The sequence below is a fragment of the Bacillus sp. ok061 genome (assembly GCF_900108285.1).
In the GTDB taxonomy this organism is placed as follows: Bacteria; Bacillota; Bacilli; order Bacillales; family Bacillaceae_G; genus Bacillus_A; species Bacillus_A thuringiensis_S.
Genome location: NZ_FNUW01000006.1, coordinates 12284 through 33110, shown reverse-complemented (window position 1 = coordinate 33110; position 20827 = coordinate 12284). Strand labels below are relative to the sequence as shown.

Genomic DNA, 20827 nt, shown 5'->3' with positions numbered 1-20827 from the left:
TTAATATGTATTATAATGAAACAAATTTAATTATTGCTGATTGGAAAAACCAAAGGCACTTTTCTCATACGGGAAAAGTGTCTTTTTCATTTATTATTACAGGGGGATTATTTATGCAGAAATTAATTGTCTTTGCTATTATTGGATTTTTCGCTCAATTGATCGATGGAGCACTCGGAATGGCGTATGGGGTAACGTCTACTTCACTATTATTAATGTTTGGTATTGCACCGGCTGTAGCTTCCGCATCAGTTCATTTAGCTGAAGTCGTTACAACTGCAGCTTCTGGCGCATCTCACATCAAATTTGGAAATGTTGATAAATATACAGTTTCCAGGCTTACATTACCTGGGGCAATCGGCGCATTTGTTGGGGCATGTTTTTTAAGTAATTTGCCTGGAGATGTGATCAAACCGTACATTTCCATATTTTTATTTACTTTAGGGGTTTATATTTTATTACGATTCATCATTCAAAAACAAATTGTCACTTCAAATAAGCGTATGTCTGCAAAACAACTTGTGCCGCTTGGTTTATTCGCTGGATTCGTTGATTCAACTGGTGGCGGTGGTTGGGGGCCGATTACAACACCCGTTCTTCTAGCAAGAGGAAATGAAGCTAGAAAAGTTATTGGATCTGTAGATACGAGTGAATTTCCTGTTTCACTTGCTGCAACAATCGGATTTTTCATTTCACTTGGCTGGGAACAAGTAAGCTGGGTTTGGGTATTTTCTCTCATGCTTGGTGGTATCGTTGCAGCACCAATCGCTGCATGGTTAGTACGCATCGTTCCTTCTCATTTACTTGGCGTATTAGTTGGTGGCCTTATTATCTTTACAAACATTCGTACATTGCTTACTACATTTAAAGTGGATCCAACTATTATTTCACTTTCTTACGTGGCAGTTGGTCTTGTCGTTATTATTTCTATTTTCATTGCTGTTCGCAATCATTCCAAGCGTTCTAACGCATCGACAGCCGGATATCCGAATGATCAAAAACAAATGCTACCATAACGATAAAAATACCGCCCGATATACTTCGAGCGGTATTTTTTATTTTTCTATTTTCCAATTAATCATCGTTTCTGTAGCATTTACTCTCTTCATATGTAACTTTTCTAAAACACGAATCGAACTATAGTTATCTAGGAGTGTCTCTGCAATTATTGTTTCTACCTCTCCTATTTTGAAAGCCCAATCGATTAGTTCTCTTACAGCTTCTGTTGCATAGCCCTGATTCCAATATTTCTCAATAAATCCATAGCCAATTTCTACTGTTTGCTTCTCGTTTGGTTTCCCTTTAAACCCAATATCACCTAAAACGCTATCATCTTCTTTCCGAAGAACATACCACGCACCCCATGGTAATAAATCTGCATCTTGTTTTACATTCTTTACATGCCCTACAATATGCGGACCGCTATTATATCCTTGCTCGTTAGCGACTTGCATACTCTCTTCTGTACACGGCACTATATAGAGCCTTTCTGTTTCTAATTTCATATTGATTTCCCCTTTTTACTTAAACGTTACTCTAATTATAACAAATAATATGACTTTATCATGAATGTCGAATTATATTTTTCTGAATTTTCTTTTAATTTAGAGGGTTTTTCAATATTTTTTGCGAAACATTTGTATAACAATTTTTTCTTTGCTTATTGCTACATAATAGTAGGTTCGGGTGGAGTTTTGCAAGCGTTTCCTATACAATAACCGATATTTTTTGACTTTTCCTAACAAAATATCTTGCAATATATTCAGAAAGTCATTACAATTGCCATATATTAAAAATCTTAGCAATATATCAAATCCTCATCAATCCGATGAGGTAGAGGTTGCGACTTTTATGAGTAAAACGGACGAGACACAGAGAATGTCACCAACTCCGTTTGAAAGGAAAGGTTGCCGAAGTTTATATTTCTTCTCTGGAAATATGAGCTGGGGCTGTCTCCGAAAGGAACAGAACTGTCACGTTTACAAATTACCGTGTAAACGTGGGGTGCTATCTTAACGGAAGGGTATGATGGGGTGGTTATTTGTGAAACGTTCCGCCAAATTCCTTTGGCGGTTTTTTGTATTTTTCTCCCCCGCTCCTTCCTAACCTACAAGAAAAGGAGTGTTGAACATGAATAGCGCAACAAATCAATCTACCTCTAAAACGCAAACTACACAAGGACAAGGTGAATTAAAACGCGGATTAAAATCTCGTCACCTTACGATGATTTCTCTCGGTGGTACAATTGGTACCGGACTATTTCTTGCCAGCGGTGGTGTCATCCATACAGCTGGACCTGGTGGCGCATTAATTGCATACGCCGCAATTGGAATTATGGTTTATTTTTTAATGACAAGCTTAGCTGAACTTGCAGCTTACATGCCTGTTACTGGATCTTTTAGTACGTATGCAACAAAATTTGTTGATCCATCACTTGGCTTTGCACTTGGATGGAACTATTGGTATAACTGGGCAATTACGATTGCTGCTGAACTTGCAGCTGTAACATTAATTATGAAATTTTGGTTCCCAGATACTCCTTCTCTTATTTGGAGTGGATTATGTTTAGCTATTATTTTCCTTTTAAACTATTTATCTGTTAAAGGGTTTGGTGAATCTGAATATTGGTTCGCACTTATTAAAGTAGTTACTATTATTATCTTTTTAATTGTTGGCTTTATGATGATTTTCGGAATTATGGGCGGCGAAACTGTTGGATTTAAAAACTTCACAGTTGCCGATGCACCATTTAACGGCGGTATCATGGCAATTATCGGTGTATTTATGGCAGCTGGTTTCTCCTTCCAAGGAACTGAATTATTAGGAGTAGCTGCTGGTGAAACATCTGATCCAGAACGTAATATCCCAAAAGCAATTCGTTCAATCTTTTGGCGTATTCTTTTATTCTATATCCTTGCGATTCTCGTTATCGGTTTACTAATTCCTTATACAACTGAAAGCCTTGCTGCAAGTGATGTAACAGTAAGTCCGTTTACACTTATTTTTGAAAAAGCGGGCGTTGCCTTTGCTGCTTCTGTTATGAACGCTGTTATTTTAACTGCTGTACTATCTGCTGGTAACTCTGGTATGTATGCATCAACTCGTATGCTTTGGGATTTAGCTCGCCAAGGAAAAGCACCAAAGTTTCTTGGTAAATTAGATAGCCGCGGTGTACCTGTTAACGCATTAATCGTAACGTCAATTGTTGGTAGTATTGCTTTCATTGCTTCTTTATTCGGTGACGGTGTTGTATACATTTGGTTATTAAACGCATCTGGAATGTCTGGCTTTATCGCATGGGTCGGAATTGCAATTAGTCATTACCGTTTCCGTAAAGCATATATCGCACAAGGAAAAGATTTAAAAGACTTACCGTATAGAGCAAAATGGTTCCCATTCGGTCCAATCTTCGCATTTACACTTTGTATCATCGTAATTTTAGGACAAAACTACGGCGCATTTATGGGTGAAGCAATTGATTGGAACGGTGTACTCGTTTCTTACATTGGTTTACCACTCTTCTTAGTACTATGGTTAGGTTATAAATTTACGAAAAAAACAAAAGTGATTCCACTTGATAAATGTGAATTAAAATAAAGTGAAACGAGCAAACAAATTTGTTTGCTCGTTTTTTGTTACAAACCTCTTTGCTTCCCTATTGCTCCTGTTTTTGCCATAATAGAAGAAATATAAATAAAGGTTGGGATACAATGAACATTCGTATTACTGATGAAGCAAAAGCAGCTATACATAGATTAGAAAGCGAAGATAAAAAGATCGTTCGCATTAGAGGAACAATGACGAACTCTTGTAGTATTTTCGTTGATGTCGATTTAATTTTGGATACATATAACGCAGATGATGTTGTATATGAAGATGCAGAGCTTATCGTACAAATGGATTCATTCACGAAAGATTACACTGGTGATACAGTGAAACTTGATTATAAGACGACAGGTTTTAGTATTACAACTCCTAGTGAGACGTTAGTTTATGGATTGTCGATTAAAAAATAAAAATTGTTTTTATTTGACCACCGAGGTGAAAAATGGGTAATTATGTTCCGTTAAAATTTTTATTTAGCGAAGAATTAGCAGAGAAAATAGCTGATTCTATTTGTAAACACGATCCTAATTTTTCTAAAAGAATCTTTGTAGATTCTGTAACATGTAAAGTTGAAAATTTAGAGTTAAAACAGCGTATTGAAGTAATTGCAGATGAATTACACAATGCTTTACAAAAAGATTTTAATGCCGCAATACATATATTACTGAAAACATTAGGACCAGAAAATACAACAGAAGTAGGCACGTTTACAAACGGATATATGTACATGCCTATCACAAAATACGTTGAAAAATATGGTCTGAACGATTTTGAAATCTCATTCAAACAAGAGAGCAAGAAAACAAGTTGAATAAGAACGAGCTTCTTTCGACAATTTGGCTACTCATCAGCGCTGGACATGAAACGACAGTTAATTACATAGAGAAGTCAACGTCTTTTTTATTTTAGGGGAACTTGTTTTGTTAATTTGATATTTACAGTTAAGTGAAGTGACATTTGATTCTCATAATCCGTATTATCTGAAGTTAATAAAGTCTATTACACTCTCTTCTTTAGGAACGTTTCCATAATATCTTTCTTAAATTTTTCATAATCAAACTGAAAAGCTACATTATGCGTTTTATAGCCTGGATTAGTAACAAAACGAAAATCTGCAATGCTTTGACCAAATCCTTCTCCTTGATCAGGGATTACTTTAATAGGTACTCTTGAAAGACTAACAGCGTCTTGATTTAGCAAATACCAAACTGTTACAAAATCATGCATAGGACTTCCACTTATACCAGGATTAGACTTGGAATAGAAATTATAATAATAATCTAGCATAGGTTTGATGATGAGCCCTGCAGAATCCTGTGTATTCCGATGAAATGCATCTATTTTCCGGACCATTTCAGGTGTAACAATTGCATGTTGAGTCACATTTAAAGGAATAATTGTCAAGTTCTTTGCATGCTGTAGAATTAAGTTTGCTGCATAAGGGTCTGCATAAAAGTTAGCTTCAGCCACGGCAGTTACGTTACCTGGATAGAAAAAAGCTCCCCCCATGCAAATGCATTCTCTTACGTTTCGCATTGTTTCTAAATTTAATACAAAAGTTGTAGCTAGCGAAGAAAGTCTCCCTAAATTGATAATGGTAAGATCTTCTAAATTTGATTGTATAATTTGATAAATATCATTTAGAGAATAAACTGGATATGAAATTTCAGGAGGAATGATAGGTCCTAATCCGACTTTTCCATGTACTTCAGGGAAATACTGAATTAATATACCTGTCAACGGTACAGAAGCACCAAGGAATACAGGTATCTCTTCTCTTCCTGCAATGTACTTCAAATAGTTAATATTTCTTATTACATTTTCTCTCGATACATTTCCATAATCGGCTACAATTCCTAAAAGTTGAATGTCTTTACGAAAAAAGGTGTACAGTATAGCAAACGCATCATCAATCCCTAAATCTGTAAACAGGAGAACCTTTTTCGGCATATCTCTTCCTCCAAAATTTATAGAATCCTACTTTCACTAATGATGTAGTGAGTAGACTACACTTGTATGTATATATTTTATGTATTCTTAAAGAGTGGATTCTATTCACTTGAAATAGTTTTGCTTATCTAAATCTGATATTATATTCAAGCACAAAATACATAAGGGTATTAGAGATATGGAAAAATCTGTTGTTATTGAGGAATTTACATCGGATTGGGCACTACAATTAGGGCTCACCATATCAAAAAAGAAAATTGTACGTTTAGACACAAAATTAACATATTTTGATTAGCTCCCTGTACGTTAAGGAATTAGTTTCTATATTTGAGGAGATGTATGTGACAGGTGTATATTTAGGGGAATCTAATATTCACCATTCAAATATGATAGAATAGAAGTATATCCAAAACGGAGGAATAACAAATGAACTCAAACACAAAACAGTTTATTTATGATATCCAGCAAAGAAAGAACAATTATATAGAAAATGCTCTAATAGCAATACAACACCCTAAAAAAGAGCAATCTGAACAGGTCATTCAAAATATAGTAGAGAAGATGGATATGATGATTAGTCTAGTTACTACGTACATGAGGATTGAATCTGGATCTACGGAAGAATTAAAAGAACTTCAGAAAGAAATTATCCATGCTCAAGCATATATCCAAAAACGAAAATTTGAAGAAACACAGAGATAAAACCCTGTGTTTTTATTTGATTTATAATGCTAATCTATTATAAATCAAATTACATGTGATTATTGTTTTAGCATAATCCATACAATTTGTTGAATGCGTACAATATATGGCACCGTATCTTCAATGAGCAAATGATCTAGTTTCACATCCTTTAATTTACCTCTTATATTGCCTCTTACAGTTTCAATAACCACATGTTTACCAATTACTGATTGTAATGTCTGATATACATAGGGATTAGGCACACTTACCATATTTTGTTTACTAAAGTCATTTCCCTCCAAATAACTCATTCTATAAGACTCCTTTCTAACTTGCATTCTTTCTACTAATATATGATATAAATCTTATAAATATGCTAGAAGGATAATTCATTATATGGACGGAAATAACATTTTAATAGGGTACGGTTTCTATTTCTACATTGCTAAAAAAATGATTTATATAAAGTTACTTTTACTAGTTAATAGGAGATGATAAAGGGATATTTTGAATATACATCTAGGTTGTTCCTTTCTGGTTATGTATCATTTTAAATACGCCCTTTATTAGAATAGTGCTCATACTTTTTTTGAGATTCTTTCGTAATACGTGCGTTAAGTAAAATTGCTAACAATAAAAATACTCCATATTTTCCGCCTGTAGCTCCTATGATAATCACACTACTACAAACAAGTACAATTAATAGGATAAACGAAACTAAATAAATACGATCATAATTCTTTGACATCTTCTCGTATTTTATGCGTTCTTTCCTTGCATCCATTTTAATTCCTCCTTTAGATGATCCATTTCACTCTCAGATAAATCTCGCCCTTAAAAAGGAAACAATCTATCGTTTTAAATAATTAGTTTGTTTTTTTATCAACTAATTTATATAACGTAAAAAGAAATCCTACCAATATTAAGCTTTCCACCATGATAATCTCCATCCTCTCCTTCCTTTTAACCCCAACACATCAGATAAAAGTTATGTATATCCCATATTAGCTGCAGCAAGCAAAAAGGATCCCCTTTTCTTAAAGGCTGATCCTTTTCTCCTTGCATGCAACTATTTTTACCTATTCTTGATTAATTAGAATAATAGCTGGTCCATCTACACGAATTCCACCAACTTCGATTTTTTCATAAGGCTCAACTGTAATAGAAATAATCCCTTCTCGCTTCTTTAATTCATTACTTAATTCTTTTGTTAACATTTTTTTCATGTGCGGACTCCTTCTTACTGCTTAATTTACTATTGTTATGTAAATAAAATAAAAAATGGTTTCTTGGTCTGGAAACCATTTTTTGTAGTTTACCATATGGTGTTACCAGTTCGTTTATCAATTTTACGTAAAGAAGATAAACAATTACTATTCACTGTCTCAGTAGATGTAAGGAACTCTTAAAGCTGGCGGTGAGATTGATTGTTTTTTCTTCTAGAAATAATGACTTAGATAGTATATTACCTAAAACAATGAAAGCCCTACCTCTCTTTCATCCTTACGGCTCCTTGTCCGTGCCAGTGTGAATCAGGATTGCAAAAATCAAGTGACTATTTAATCGAATTATTTAATGAAACTTCGAATGTTCGTAAAATAAATTTAAAAATAAAAATGGATTAGATTGAAGTAATAACAAAAGAGGTTCCTACTCTAAAAGTGAGTTGAAGAAATTGAATGTCTTTGAAATGATTTACTTTTAATACTCATCATATTCTCGAAAAATTCAGGATGTTTTCGGGAGATATAATACATTATCTATAATAAACCTTAACAGAAACTTTTTATTTGATTTTCAGTGATTCCTTTAATTAATTCTAGTTCACTGACCAAAAACTTATATGCATCATCCAACAATTTTTTTTCACTTGTATTCAGTGTTTTTTCTTTCTTCATACGCATTAAATCGCGTACAACTTCAGCACCTTCTTGTATTTCACCCGTTTTTATTTTGTCCGTGTTCACTTTATGCCTTTGTTTCCACGGCAGTAATTTACATGATTCTTCATGCTGAAAAATGTGTATAATGTGTTTTAATGCAAGTATATCCGTAACTGGGCGTATATTCGAATTCAATATTTTACCCGTAGGAATCATGACTTGCATATTACTGATTGACATTTTGATGACATAATACTGTTGTTTTTTCCCTGAGAATTCTTTTTCTTCTATGGCTTCAATTATACCTGCTCCGTGCATTGGATAAACAATGTTATCGCCAATTTGAAACATATAATCCACCTCCATATGTGGTAACCTTTTCAAGCTTAACACATATGTTGTTTTTTATCAAATATTTAATAATATCATAATTTTATTTTAAGTGTCAATTACTTTTTTCTTAAAAAGTTAAATCAAGTAAAACAGCCGCAAAACACCAAAGAGCGTTCCAGATTTCCAATAAAAGAAAAGGGAATTCATACGCGTATCTACTAAATTCCCTAGCTCTTGATCAAAGGACTTTCACTTACTTATCCCGAATATATAAATAATCATTCTCGAAGGAGCGAATTTATATGAATCTATCCGAACACGAAACATAAAACCGTTCCACTTTCATAAGAGGCCCTCCCTTTTTCTTTTCTCATCATTTCATTCATTAAAAAATAGGAGGACAAAATTATGAAACGTGATCCATTATTTTTAACTTTATTAGAAAGTGCAAATACACATTTTAGCGGCTGGGATTTTTCTTTCATTTCAGAGACGGGTCGAATGAAGAGCGAGCCTTTATCTTGGTCATACGACAGCACTGCTTTCCAGCTTATGCAGCGTGCAGAATCAATGCTAGATATGGGCACTGGCGGCGGAGAGTTTTTATCTATGTTACAACCATTCCCGTCAAATATTTATGCGACGGAGGGTTATGCTCCAAATGTGCCAATTGCTCGGAAGAAATTAGAACCTTTAGGGGTTACAGTGATAGAGGTAACGGATGATACTGCTTTACCATTTCAAGATGGTCAGTTTGATTTAATCATAAATCAACATGAATTATATGCCGCCTCTGAAGTAAACAGAATCCTTTCTCCAAATGGAATTTTCCTTACACAACAAGTTGGTGGTCTCGATTGTGCGGAACTAAATGAGCAGTTTAGCGCACCGCTAAATAACGAATTTGCAAATTGGTCTCTCGAAGCAGCATGTAGTGAGTTAGAGGAAAATGGATTTACTATTTTAGAAGCAAAAGAAGAATTCCCTTTCCAATACTTTTATGATATTGGCGCTATCGTCTATTATTTAAAAGCAATTCCGTGGCAAATTCCTGATTTTACTGTTGAAAGGTACTTTGAGGAGTTATATCGTATACATGAGATTATCTTGCAAAAAGGATATTTTGATGTGAAGCAACATCGTTTTATGATTAAAGCGATTCGCAGCTAATAATATAGAATACTAAATAAAAAAAGAGTGCTTTTCTTAAAAGCACTCTTCTTATAGAATTTACCACTCTTTACGTTCATCACAATCACAGTCACGATCATGATTACGTTTGCGTCGACATTTATCACAATCGCAATCACGGTCACGTTTACAACGACATTCATCACAGTCTCTATGTCTGCATCTACAAAACATTAAATCATCCCAAAACCTATTACAATTTCGAAAACGTCTGAAATTACTATTACATCCCATAACTATAATTCCCTCCTCTTTTTAATAAGACTCCCCCTATTCTATGTTTAAAATTCAAAAACAGCTTGTTTACTAGTCTATTTTTTCTACCTATTCTTATCTTAACAACAAATCAGACGCTAACCACGTAAAGGTTGCGCCTACAATCATTAATATTATTTTAATCAAAATATAAATGGTACTTTAAACATGTCTTTTTCTCAGTTAAATATCTAAAGCAATCAACATAAAAATGCCGCTTACTCTTTTTAAAATATTATCTGCTTGAGTATAAAAATAGTTTTTTCACTTATCTTCTATTGAGAAACAAGTTGTTTTTCATATCTTTTGTTCGCATCATCCTCTGCCAAACATACAGTTGTGTAATGAATAATATTCCGGTTATCATACGTGAATATATGCTCTAACTTTTTTTCTTCTGTTAATACTATCGGTAAGTATTTTGGTAAATTGCTAACTACACCTCTATTATCACCATCTAATATCCAATCAATTTCTTTCCATTCTAATAATCCTTCAGCCGTACGAAATGGTGTATTCATCTGCATTTCATCTGGCAAATCAGCAATGAATACATACATTCCTTCACTAGCCTGGGGCTCATCTTTCCCCTTAAAAACAACAGTCCCTTTATACGTTACACTTGAAAGTTCTATGCCCGTTTCCTCAAACGTTTCTCTAATTATTCCATCGTATGGCGTTTCATTCTCTTCTATTTTCCCTCCGACACCATTCCACATCCCCATATTCGGCTTTTTATTTCTATTTAATAGCAGTATTTTATCGCTTTTTCTAATAAAGCAAATTGTGTACTTGTACATATGATCATTTCCTTTCATTTACACATGAGTTATTTATCTTATTTTCAAGTAAAAACCCTCTCCTTACAATTCCTTACCACATAATATATAGTACAACTTTCATGCGTAAACACTTTACGTCAAACGAGAGAATCTTTTTTAGAAAGGAGAATTTAAAATCGATACTATAAGCAATGCATTTTTAAACCAATATTACAACAGCCTTGTGTGGTTAAACGATACACACTGGTTCGGGGTTCCAATCTGTAAACTTCCCTCTGATCTCTTTTTGTATCAAGAAATTATTTATGAATTAAAGCCCGATTTAATTATTGAATGCGGGACTTTTCATGGTGGTAGTGCATTATATTTAGCTTCTATGTTAGATTTAATTGGAAAAGGTCACGTACTTACTATCGATATAACTCCACAGCCAAATCGGCCATCACATAATCGGATTACGTATTTAACAGCATCTTCTGTTTCTGTGCAGGCCATCCAAACAATAGTAAGTATGCGCAAACCTGATGATGTGATTTTAGTTATTTTAGATTCTGATCATAGTAAAGAACATGTATCCAAAGAACTCTTACTATATAAATCTATCGTCACTACTGGCAGTTATATGATTGTAGAAGATACCTCCATTAATGGAAATCCGCTTCTTCCCAATTGGGGTCCTGGCCCGATGGAAGCTGTGGATGAGTTTTTAACTAAAAACAATAACTTCATAATCGACGAGTCTAAACATAAATTTTTCATATCATTTAATCCAAAAGGTTTTTTAAAGAAAATAAAGTGAAGCTTTAATAAGTGGGGTTTTGCTCCTCCCCCACTTATTCTATCATTTTCATTTTTGAAAAAGGATAATATACAAATTCCACCTTGCCAATTATGTTATCTTCTTCAATATATCCTAAGCCATTGCGACTATCTCTACTTACTTCGCGGTTATCTCCCATTACAAATAACTTATTTGGCGGAATTTTTGTCTTTTGAAAGTTATAAAACACTTGTGTGTTGTTAAATAAATCTTTGTTCGTATATGGTTCTTCTTGTTTTTTATCGTTCACATATACCTTTCCGTTCGTTATGTTAATTACATCGCCAGGAAGTCCTATTACACGTTTCACATAATATTTCGATTCATCCTCTTCCTTTATAATGACAATTTCTCCGTGTTGTAAATTAGAAAGACGTACTGCTGCTTTATTTACAAATACGTAGTCTTCTTCATATAAAGTCGGCTGCATCGATTCCCCTTCCACTTTACATAAAGTAAAAGAATGGTAGCCTATTACCATCACAAATATAAATAGTATGTACTTTCCCCAGCCTCTCTTAATCTCCTTTTTCATATCCATTCCCACCTTATAAAGCGCTTTTTAACTCAAAAAATATATCACTGCACAATATGTTTCCATGCAGTGATACTATTTTTACTGTGCCTTGTTCGGTTGTTCTACTGGAATTGAATTTGCATTTGATCTATTTGTTTTTAATTCAAAATACGCATCCAAAATCTCTTTACCAATCGCAGAATTAATTCCTGATTTATCATCATTCACCCATGGTACAACAACTGAAAAAGCTACTTCCGGATCAGCATCATATGGTGCATAACCGGCAAGAGTTAAATTATAACATTTTTTTCGGTTGTAGTTCTCATCTCTTCCAATATCACTTTCTCCACCATATACTGTCTCAGCTGTTCCTGTTTTTCCGGCTGGTTTATATGGTAACCCTTTAAACGTTCCGGTACCTGTTCCGTCAGCTTCTTGAAAAACTCTTCTAAATCCTTCTTTTACATGATTAATGTACGAAGTGTCCATATCCACTCGATTTAATACAACTGGTTCAATCGACCGAACAACTTTTCCTACATCCTCTGGTCTATTCGGTTGTTCTCTAACTTCTTGTACAATTTGTGGTTTCATTCGGTAACCGCCATTTGCAATTGTGGAAATATATTGCGCAAGCTGAAGCGGCGTGTATGTATCATACTGTCCAATCGCGTAATCAAGTAAAAATCCGGGTATGTTATCAGTTCTACCTACTTGACCGATTGCTTCATTTGGCAGATCAATACCAGTCGACACACCTAGGCCAAATTGTCTAAAATAGTAGCGCATTTTATTAAATGTTTCTTGTTTAATATCTAATGGATTATTTGGGACATAATTAATGCCTGCCATTTTTAAAGCTGTATTAAACATATAAACGTTCGATGAAACTTGTAAAGCTCTTAAATCATCAATATCCCCAAATTCTTTCCACGATTTCTTTGGCTTAGAACTTCCTTTAAAATACATTGGTGTATCAAAGAAATGTGTATATGGCTTAATCGCTTCTGTTTGATATCCAGCTAATAAAGTAGCACCTTTTACAGTTGATCCTAACTCATAAGAACTTGTCATCGTTCCTAATGCATAATCTTCTATTTGCATACCGCCATCTTTATTTACAATTTTCTTTCCTGCCATTGATAAAATTTGACCGTTTTTCGGATTCATCATTACTACGAACGCACGATCCATCATCGGCTCTGCAGCATGAAAAGCTCGTAAATTCTTTTCAAGGCTTCCCTCTACTTTTTTCTGTAAATCCATATCGACTGTTAACATTAAGTTATTTCCACTTTTTCCTTCGGTCACTTTTTCTGTTCGAACAATTTTCCCTGCTTTATCCATAATATTTTTAGACTGTTCTTTCGTTCCATGTAGTGCATCTTCGTATTGTTTTTCAATGTAACTTTTACCAATACGATCGTTTCGATTATACTCACGAACTAAATAATAATCTAATTGTTCTCTTGGCAACCCTTCATTTTCATTAGAAACGCTACCTAGTATAGAGCGAAGTATTTTATCATTTGGGTATTCACGTTCCCAATCTACTGTCGTATCTACCCCCGGTAAACTTGCCAATCTTTCACTAACGACAGCATATTCATTTTGACTTACATCTTTTTTAACGATTTGCGGTGTCATTTTATATCCCGCATTCATTTTGCTTTTAATTACTAATACTTCTATATCTTCCTTTGAAAGCTCATTTAATTCTTCTTGTGTAATTCTTTCCCGGCGCAGTTCTTCTACTTTTTTATCTAATTCTTTTCCTTCTATTTCTTGCCTTCTAAATTTACTCTCATCTTCTTTCGTTACTTTCGCTGCTGCCCGCTTTTCATTTAACTGCATCCAAAAATCTTTCTTATCTGTCTCTGTTAACTTATCCATGTCCTCTTGCGACATTTCAATCAGCTTGGCTAAATCTCTTGCTACTTGTAAAACTTCTTTCGAGTCTACTCCTCTCATTTTCGTATATGTAACGGTTCGCAATGGTTTATTATTTACAATAACGTGACCTTGCCGATCAAACATTTTCCCTCTAGGAACGGGAGTGCTTACCGTTACATCTTCCTTTTTGTTTACTTCATTTCTATACGTTTCTCCATCAATGATTTGTACTTTACCTAATTGAATTATAATAGCTGAAAATAAAAGAAAGACAATAAAAAATAGTACATTTAACCGAAATGGAATATGAGTCTTTTTCTTTTTCGATTGTTTTTTCTGCTCCTTTTTCTGCCTCATTTCGCTCCCTCGCTTCATTCTATTAACATTTCTACGCAAAATCATTATGTATCAAATTTATTTATATGATATATATAGAATTTTATATTAATTACAGAAGAAATAAAAGATTTAATTTTCAGTTTTTTAATTCATTATCCTATTTATTACCATTCCCTTAATGCACAATAACATGAATATTATTCTAAAAGAAAAATGAGGCAAATTGATTTTTATACCATTCGTTTACATTTATTTGTATACTAAAGAAATAAATTCATAAAAGACATTACTTAAGGAGAGAACGAAAATGACAGATTCGTTTATCATACATACTAATACGCCACATTGTTTAAACTTTATGATCTACATTCAAAATATTTATCTCAATCAAAAAGGAAAAAAAGAAAATTTTCGTTTTCCTTACATAACAAAAACATTACATTTCTCCACTGACTTTAAAACAAATTTCAAAGAATTATGGCTGACTCTTCGTAAGTAAACTGCTAACGACAGATATGATTTACAAATTTTTCACGAGGAGAATCATATATTTTATGAGAAGCTTTTTGACGTTAATTTATGTGACGAGGAATCATTTAAAGAATTAATATGTAGTTTTAAAGTATGGTGGACTAGCATAGCAGGTCAGCTTTCAATTGAATATTCCGTAAGTAATTATAGTAAACAACTTTATAATGACTTAGTTTTATACCTAAAACAACACCAAATAAAACCTTCACAACAGCTACATATTAACTTACTTTATGACGACTGTGTATTCGTTAAAGAAAATATTACTTCTTATTCTGCCATTTTACCTACCAAACTCTTTTTTATAAATTATAGAGATGGTGTTACTACATTATCGAAATGTTTTCATATGGCTTAAAACAGCGATTACTCAAATAAAAAAGTGAGGTAGATACCTCACTTTTTTCGATAACTTATTTCATTGAAGATACTCCTTCAACAAATTCGCCAATTTTATTTTGAAAAACAAAATCAAAGTTATATTCTTGCCCAGTTAACTCTTCATTTACTAAGATCGTTGTTGCTCCTATTTCCCTCTTTGCGATTTCCGGGAATGAAGCGACGGGTTGTACTTTTAATGAGGTTCCCATAACGATAAGTACATCTGTTTCATATAAACGTGTTATCGCATTTTGATATTGCGGCAATGTATCTCCGTATAAAACAACATCTGGATTTAAGATGAAATTACACTTCTCGCAGCGAGGCACTTCATGGTCAATCATATACTGCAAGTCATATCCCGCTTTACACTTCGGACAATGTGCAGTTTGAAGTGTTCCATGTAAATCAATGACATGCTTACTGCCACCTAATTGATGTAAACCGTCAATATTTTGCGTTAAAATCGTAATATCTTTCCCTTGTTCTTCTAGCTCAGCTAAAAAGCGATGTCCACGATTTGGTTTATATTGATGGAACGTATTAATTTGAAAGATTTCTTTATAATGCTTCCAAAATTCTTTCGGACTTCTGTTATAGTACCCTCTCGATAAGTACATCTCCACATTCGCATCAGCATACAATCCATTTGCATTTGCTGAACGAAAATCTGGGATACCACTTTCCGTACTTGCACCAGCGCCTGTTAATACTGTAATTTTCTTCGCTTTTTCTAAAATTGAACGTACTTCTTCAAACTTCACAAAAATCACCTCTATGTATATTGCTATACTTATTATACCAGTTGTTTACAGGAGGTGTTGTACAATTCATTTTACTTAATGCGTTGCGCCCCCAACCTCTACAATATCTACTTCAACTGTCATCGTTACTTCGATTGCCAATTCGATCCCCTTACTAATAGTAGAAAGTGACATACTCGGTTGCCCTGGATAGTTACTTGCTTGTTCTGGTAAAAACGGAATGTGAATGAATCCGCCTTTTATTTTCTTATCATGTTTCTCTAGTTCATGCATAAGTCCATAGAATAAGTGATTACAAACGAATGTGCCTGCCGTTTGTGAAACGGAAGCTGGTATACCTTCTTCTTGAAGTCTTTTTACGATTGCTTTCATCGGAAGCGTAGACCAATAGGCAATCGCTCCTTCTTCTACGACCGGTACATCTACCGGCTGATTCCCTTCATTATCAGCAATTCTTGCATCATCGATATTAATTGCGATACGCTCTATCGTAATATCTGGTCTGCCCCCGGCTTGTCCAATACATATAATCATTTCAGGGTTTAGTTCTTCTATATACTCTTTTAATACGCTGATTGATTTTTGGAATACTGTTGGTACTTGTTTACTAATAATCTTGTACTCTCCGATTGTTTTTTCATGCAAACTTTTTGCGACTTCCCAAGCTGGATTGATGCTTTCTCCGCCAAACGGATCAAACCCTGTTAATAATACTGTTTTCATAGTTTTTCCCTCCTAATTAGAAACGATATACTAGGCCGTACATAATAAACATATTGATAATAAAGATTGAAAGAGCTATTGGTACTTGTGCTTTAATAACTGCATTTTTATCTTTTAGCTCTAAAAGCATTGCTGGAACGATATTAAAGTTTGCTGCCATTGGAGTAAGCAGCGTTCCGCAATACCCAGCGAACATACCGAGTGCTGCCATAATTGCGGGGTTTCCTCCGTGCATTTGAACAATTAAAGGTAAGCCAATTCCGCCAGTAATAACGGCAAACGCTGCGAATGCATTTCCCATTACGACTGTGAACAGCATCATACCTAAACAATATGCCATAACAGCAACGAACGGATACTCTGTCGGTAATACTTGTCCGACTAAATCAGAAACGACTTGTCCAACGCCAGATTTCGCGAAAATACCGCCAAGTGCTGCTAACATTTGTGGTAAAATGACAGCCCAGCCGACAGCTTGTAATAGTCTGCTTCCTTCTTGAACAGGCGTTGTTATTTTCGATTTTGTAATACGCATCGCGGCAATGAATGCAAGTAATGCCCCAAGTGCTAATGCAACTAATGTGACTTTATCCGGATCAACAAGAGAAACATTTCCCCATTTAATTTTCCCTAACGTTAACGTACCGATAATTGTAAAAATAGGAATTAATAGTGCGGGCATGAAAACTTTATTTTTTAATTTCTCCGCATGTTTCACACGTTCTTGTACTGGTACTTCTTTCTCTTCTGATTTTGTTACTTTATTTAATGAAGCTAACACGACCATAGCGAGCACGATACAGCCAACGTAAAATGAAGGGATTACATTTCCGAATAAAAACGTAACTGCAAATAACGCCCAAAACAAGCTAGAGCCAAATCGATTTGGATGTTCACGATCAAATGCAATACGAACGGCGATAAAGGCAACGATTATACCTAATACGTAATAAATTGTATCCATTGTGATGATGTTCATTTTATATTGCCTCCTTCTCTTCTTTTTCTTTTGATGTCATCGTTTTCGCTATATATTTATCAAATCTTCTAAATCTGATCCAGCTTACAATAAGTGCTGATATTGCAGTTGGAATGCCCCAAAGTGCCATATCCCATACACCGACATGCATACCTACTGAATCGAAGAATCCTTTCATTAGTAAAATAGCACCAGTCGCGATGAAAATATCCTCTCCGAAAAACCAAGCTGTATTTTCCGCAGCTGCTGCGTTTGCTTTAATCTTTTCTCTTAACTTCTCAGGTAACTTACCATATTTACCTTGCGCAGCCCCTTCTGCCATCGGTGCAACGAGCGGTCTTACTGTTTGCGCATGACCACCAATGTTCAGTCCAAGTGCTGCTGATGATTCTCTTATCGTAAAATATGACATTAATACTCTTCCAGTTGTTGCTCCTTTTGATTTCGTTATAAGTGCTTCTGCTCTTTCTTTTAAACCGTAACGCTCTAAAATTCCGATTACCGGTAAAGTTAATATAATTGGCATAGACATATATCTATTTTCTATGAAAAAATTACCGAACATGCTAATCACATCATAAAAGCTTAATCCTGAAACCATACCAGTAACAATACCTGCAACCATAACTACTAAAAGTGTATTTAATCTAAATAAAAAGCCCACTGCAACAAGTAGTATTCCGATTAATTTAATCATCCCAGCACTTCCCCCTATTTTTTATTTCGGTGCACAAATAGAAATACCATTACGTTCGAATATTCTGTATATTCTTCCCGCAAATTGTACTGCTTTTTCTCCATCACCGTGTAAACAAATCGTCTGCGCCTGAACTGCTACTTCCTCTCCATTGACCGAATTCACATGGCCTTCTTTCACCATTTGAAGCACTTGCTTTATCGCTTCGTCTTCATCTTTTATAAGCGCATTTTCTTCTGTACGGCTCGTTAATGTACCATCTTGCTTATATGTACGATCCGCAAAAGCCTCTTGTACGAGAGTTATATTGTATTTTTCCGCAGCCTGTATAAACGCCTCGCTATTTGCTAATCCGTAAAATAATAGACATGGATTCATATAATATATTGCCTTTGCGATTGCATCTGCGATTTCCGGATTAGACGCCGCCATATTATATAAGGCACCGTGCGGCTTTACATGCTGCATTTTCCCGCCAGCTGCTTTTACAAAACCGTCTAATGCACCAATTTGATATAAAACATAATCGTATACTTCACTTGCTGAAACGTTCATGTTCCTTCTACCAAATCCAATTAAATCTGGAAATCCAGGGTGTGCCCCTATCGCAACGTTATGCTGCATTGCCTTTTCAACTGTTTGCCGCATAACGGACGGATCACCCGCATGAAAACCACAAGCAACATTTATAGAGGACACGAACGGAAGAATCTCGTCATCATTCCCCATTTTATAAGCGCCAAAACTTTCTCCTAAATCACAATTCAAATCAATTGTAGTCATGATATTTCCCTCCTGCTCTCAGCTTCGTAAAGCGATGAATTTCTTTAATAGATTCATATTTACTTCTTGTTCTATGGACAATTGTTCCGCTTCTTCAAGCGTAATTTTCTCAAAAGAAACATAGTCCCCCGGCTTTAGCTGGGCAAGAAGAGGTAAATCTACTGAAATGATATTTCCCATTCTCGGATAGCCACCTGTCGTTTGCCTATCTGCCATTAATATAATCGGCTGTCCACCATTAGGAACTTGAATGGTTCCAAATGTAACAGGACTCGATAAAATCTCTTTTTCTTCAATCCTATTTAAAACTTCTCCCTCAACCCTATAGCCCATACGATCAGCATAATTAGATACCTTATACTCTTTCATAAAAAATGCCTTTTTACTTTCTTCTGTAAATTGATCATATCCAAAGTCAGTTATGACACGAAGCTTAGGATGTTTCTTATACTTTGGTAGTACGCTGTTGCTAATTGCCCATTTCGTTTTTATTCTCTCATCTTTTTGTAAGTCTTGAATGAAACGATTCGCCATTGCTGGTTGTGCACCAATTTGGAAGTAGTCACCCTTTTTCAACATTCTTCCTTCTATACCGCCAATCGCAGCACGTATGTACGTACTTTTACTTCCCATAGTGCGATCAATATGGATGCCACCCGCAAAAGTCACATACGCTCTGCAACCACTTTTCACTTTTCCAAAACAAAGCATACTACCTTCTTCCGCTAAAATGGGACGCCATAACGGGATACATTCTCCATTCAATAACGGTTCCATATCTGCTCCGCCAATCGCAAGTAAAGTCGTTTTCTTTATTAACAATTTAGGTCCCATAATCGTCATTTCGAGTCCCGCTTCATTCTCTTCATTACCGACTAACATATTGATCATCCGAAGTGCACTTTGATCCATAGTCCCGCCAACTGGTACACCGTATTGTTGATAATGAGATCGCCCTAAATCTTGGACTGTTGTAAACATTCCTGCATGCAAAACTTCTACATCCATTCTTCAGCCCCCTCAAATGATACGTACTCTTCCTTCGTTATTGGGATAAATCGTAAATACATACCACTTTGAATATATGTTGGTATTTCTTCTTCTGGATTAAATAATGAAATAGGAGTTCGGCCGATAATATTCCATCCTCCTGGTGTTTCAAGCGGATATATACCTGTTTGATTTCCGCCAATACCTACTGAACCAGGAGAGATTTGTAACCGTGGTATTTCTTTTCTAGGTGTTTCTAATTCTTTTGATAGTCCTCCTAAATACGGGAACCCTGGTGTAAAACCTAGCATATATACAAAATATGTAGTTTCACTATGTATTCGAATCACATCTTCTACTTGTAAACCTTTATAATGCGCAACCTCTTCTAAATCAGGTCCATATTCTCCCCCGTAGCACACTGGTATAGAAATATGTTTCACATCCTGTTTTACTTCTTCTTTATAAGAATCACAAAGCTCCTTTATATACTGGTGAACGTAATCATATGGCCTTTCACTTCTCTCATTTCTCTTCCATACTTCGTATACATTGTAGTAAACAGCTAATGAAGTAAACGACGGAACGCACTCAATCATTCCTGCAAACGGATGTTGCTGCAGTGCTTGAAATAACCGCTGTACTTTCTCATATATATTCATCTTAATTTCTTCACCAAATGTAACAATAATTGCTTGATCCCCTAACGCAGAAAATTTCATC

General features: G+C 34.9%; 23 protein-coding genes, 3 pseudogenes and 1 riboswitch. Of the genes and pseudogenes, 9 read left to right on the top strand and 17 right to left on the bottom strand.

Going from position 1 to position 20827, the window contains the following annotated elements:
• Positions 1 to 5: 5 nt before the first annotated feature.
• Entirely contained in the window at positions 6 to 1016 is a 1011-nt protein-coding gene (locus C4S65_RS10240; protein WP_003307297.1) for a sulfite exporter TauE/SafE family protein, read from the top strand.
• A gap of 39 nt (positions 1017 to 1055) precedes the next feature.
• Here the strand turns inward: C4S65_RS10240 and C4S65_RS10235 are convergent, their stop codons facing one another.
• Positions 1056 to 1505, bottom strand: a complete 450-nt coding sequence (locus C4S65_RS10235; RefSeq protein WP_061666940.1) for a GNAT family N-acetyltransferase — start codon at positions 1503 to 1505, stop codon at positions 1056 to 1058.
• 321 nt (positions 1506 to 1826) lie between these two features.
• Positions 1827 to 2018, top strand: a riboswitch (Lysine riboswitch).
• Between the two features lie 112 nt (positions 2019 to 2130).
• On the opposite strand from C4S65_RS10235, the gene C4S65_RS10230 reads away from it, so the two are divergent.
• The 4 genes and pseudogenes from C4S65_RS10230 to C4S65_RS35155 all read left to right on the top strand — a co-directional run.
• A complete protein-coding gene (locus C4S65_RS10230; protein ID WP_001083394.1) occupies positions 2131 to 3597 on the top strand; it encodes an amino acid permease in 1467 nt (488 codons plus the stop codon).
• Between the two features lie 113 nt (positions 3598 to 3710).
• Positions 3711 to 4016, top strand: coding sequence for an iron-sulfur cluster biosynthesis family protein (locus C4S65_RS10225; RefSeq protein WP_141551080.1), 306 nt, complete (start codon positions 3711 to 3713; stop codon positions 4014 to 4016).
• A gap of 32 nt (positions 4017 to 4048) precedes the next feature.
• Positions 4049 to 4390 (top strand): annotated as a pseudogene (locus C4S65_RS10220) (hypothetical protein); the annotation flags it as partial.
• Positions 4384 to 4488: pseudogene (locus tag C4S65_RS35155) on the top strand (cytochrome); the annotation flags it as partial. The pseudogenes C4S65_RS10220 and C4S65_RS35155, both read left to right, overlap by 7 nt.
• Positions 4489 to 4605: 117 nt before the next feature.
• Here the strand turns inward: C4S65_RS35155 and C4S65_RS10210 are convergent.
• Positions 4606 to 5556, bottom strand: coding sequence for a nucleoside hydrolase (locus C4S65_RS10210; protein WP_001125075.1), 951 nt, complete (start codon positions 5554 to 5556; stop codon positions 4606 to 4608).
• 426 nt (positions 5557 to 5982) lie between these two features.
• Between C4S65_RS10210 and C4S65_RS10205 the strand changes: the two genes are divergently transcribed.
• Positions 5983 to 6258, top strand: coding sequence for a hypothetical protein (locus tag C4S65_RS10205; protein WP_001087712.1), 276 nt, complete (start codon positions 5983 to 5985; stop codon positions 6256 to 6258).
• Between the two features lie 59 nt (positions 6259 to 6317).
• Here C4S65_RS10205 and C4S65_RS10200 read toward each other — a convergent pair whose 3' ends face one another.
• From C4S65_RS10200 to C4S65_RS10185, 4 genes are all read right to left on the bottom strand, one after another.
• Positions 6318 to 6551 (bottom strand): YuzF family protein, encoded by a 234-nt coding sequence (locus C4S65_RS10200; RefSeq protein WP_000120815.1) that lies wholly within the window; start codon positions 6549 to 6551, stop codon positions 6318 to 6320.
• Positions 6552 to 6790: 239 nt separating this feature from the next.
• Positions 6791 to 7024: a hypothetical protein gene (locus C4S65_RS10195; RefSeq protein WP_000340032.1), complete on the bottom strand. Its 234-nt coding sequence runs from the start codon at positions 7022 to 7024 to the stop codon at positions 6791 to 6793.
• Positions 7025 to 7319: 295 nt separating this feature from the next.
• Positions 7320 to 7466 (bottom strand): BC1881 family protein, encoded by a 147-nt coding sequence (locus C4S65_RS10190; RefSeq protein WP_000738546.1) that lies wholly within the window; start codon positions 7464 to 7466, stop codon positions 7320 to 7322.
• Between the two features lie 546 nt (positions 7467 to 8012).
• Complete coding sequence (locus tag C4S65_RS10185; RefSeq protein WP_176281146.1) at positions 8013 to 8474, bottom strand: CarD family transcriptional regulator; 462 nt, start codon at positions 8472 to 8474, stop codon at positions 8013 to 8015.
• Between the two features lie 390 nt (positions 8475 to 8864).
• Here C4S65_RS10185 and C4S65_RS10180 point away from each other — a divergent pair, with 390 nt between their 5' ends.
• Positions 8865 to 9626 (top strand): class I SAM-dependent methyltransferase, encoded by a 762-nt coding sequence (locus C4S65_RS10180; protein WP_061667770.1) that lies wholly within the window; start codon positions 8865 to 8867, stop codon positions 9624 to 9626.
• 60 nt (positions 9627 to 9686) lie between these two features.
• Here the strand turns inward: C4S65_RS10180 and C4S65_RS35150 are convergent, their stop codons facing one another.
• Both C4S65_RS35150 and C4S65_RS10170 read right to left on the bottom strand, forming a co-directional pair.
• Positions 9687 to 9881 (bottom strand): hypothetical protein, encoded by a 195-nt coding sequence (locus C4S65_RS35150; RefSeq protein WP_086407378.1) that lies wholly within the window; start codon positions 9879 to 9881, stop codon positions 9687 to 9689.
• A 296-nt stretch (positions 9882 to 10177) separates the two neighbouring features.
• Positions 10178 to 10702: an 8-oxo-dGTP diphosphatase gene (locus tag C4S65_RS10170; protein ID WP_000280194.1), complete on the bottom strand. Its 525-nt coding sequence runs from the start codon at positions 10700 to 10702 to the stop codon at positions 10178 to 10180.
• Between the two features lie 157 nt (positions 10703 to 10859).
• Between C4S65_RS10170 and C4S65_RS10160 the strand changes: the two genes are divergently transcribed.
• Positions 10860 to 11483, top strand: coding sequence for a CmcI family methyltransferase (locus tag C4S65_RS10160; protein WP_276308202.1), 624 nt, complete (start codon positions 10860 to 10862; stop codon positions 11481 to 11483).
• A 34-nt stretch (positions 11484 to 11517) separates the two neighbouring features.
• Here the strand turns inward: C4S65_RS10160 and lepB are convergent, their stop codons facing one another.
• Together lepB and C4S65_RS10150 are read right to left on the bottom strand one after the other, a co-directional pair.
• The gene (gene lepB / locus C4S65_RS10155) at positions 11518 to 12039 is read right to left on the bottom strand and encodes a signal peptidase I (RefSeq protein ID WP_000711483.1); all 522 of its coding nucleotides are present in this window, start codon (positions 12037 to 12039) and stop codon (positions 11518 to 11520) included.
• 81 nt (positions 12040 to 12120) lie between these two features.
• Positions 12121 to 14274: a penicillin-binding protein 2 gene (locus tag C4S65_RS10150; protein ID WP_001249195.1), complete on the bottom strand. Its 2154-nt coding sequence runs from the start codon at positions 14272 to 14274 to the stop codon at positions 12121 to 12123.
• Positions 14275 to 14563: 289 nt separating this feature from the next.
• Here C4S65_RS10150 and C4S65_RS35145 point away from each other — a divergent pair.
• Positions 14564 to 15145, top strand: a pseudogene (locus C4S65_RS35145) (hypothetical protein).
• A 55-nt stretch (positions 15146 to 15200) separates the two neighbouring features.
• Here the strand turns inward: C4S65_RS35145 and C4S65_RS10140 are convergent.
• From C4S65_RS10140 to pxpB, 7 genes are all read right to left on the bottom strand, one after another.
• On the bottom strand, positions 15201 to 15941 hold the full coding sequence (locus tag C4S65_RS10140) for an NAD-dependent protein deacylase (protein WP_061667772.1): 741 nt from the start codon (positions 15939 to 15941) through the stop codon (positions 15201 to 15203).
• Positions 15942 to 16007: 66 nt separating this feature from the next.
• Positions 16008 to 16655 (bottom strand): pyroglutamyl-peptidase I, encoded by a 648-nt coding sequence (gene pcp, locus C4S65_RS10135; protein WP_000859743.1) that lies wholly within the window; start codon positions 16653 to 16655, stop codon positions 16008 to 16010.
• A gap of 16 nt (positions 16656 to 16671) precedes the next feature.
• A complete protein-coding gene (locus C4S65_RS10130; RefSeq protein WP_001021664.1) occupies positions 16672 to 17634 on the bottom strand; it encodes a DUF979 domain-containing protein in 963 nt (320 codons plus the stop codon).
• Position 17635: 1 nt separating this feature from the next.
• Complete coding sequence (locus tag C4S65_RS10125; RefSeq protein WP_103945214.1) at positions 17636 to 18331, bottom strand: DUF969 domain-containing protein; 696 nt, start codon at positions 18329 to 18331, stop codon at positions 17636 to 17638.
• A gap of 21 nt (positions 18332 to 18352) precedes the next feature.
• Positions 18353 to 19114: a 5-oxoprolinase subunit PxpA gene (gene pxpA, locus C4S65_RS10120; protein WP_061667773.1), complete on the bottom strand. Its 762-nt coding sequence runs from the start codon at positions 19112 to 19114 to the stop codon at positions 18353 to 18355.
• Between the two features lie 18 nt (positions 19115 to 19132).
• The gene (locus C4S65_RS10115; protein ID WP_061667774.1) at positions 19133 to 20122 is read right to left on the bottom strand and encodes a biotin-dependent carboxyltransferase family protein; all 990 of its coding nucleotides are present in this window, start codon (positions 20120 to 20122) and stop codon (positions 19133 to 19135) included.
• Entirely contained in the window at positions 20113 to 20826 is a 714-nt protein-coding gene (pxpB, locus tag C4S65_RS10110; RefSeq protein ID WP_061667775.1) for a 5-oxoprolinase subunit PxpB, read from the bottom strand. The genes C4S65_RS10115 and pxpB overlap by 10 nt, the downstream gene beginning before the upstream one ends.
• Between the last annotated feature and the right edge of the window lies 1 nt (position 20827).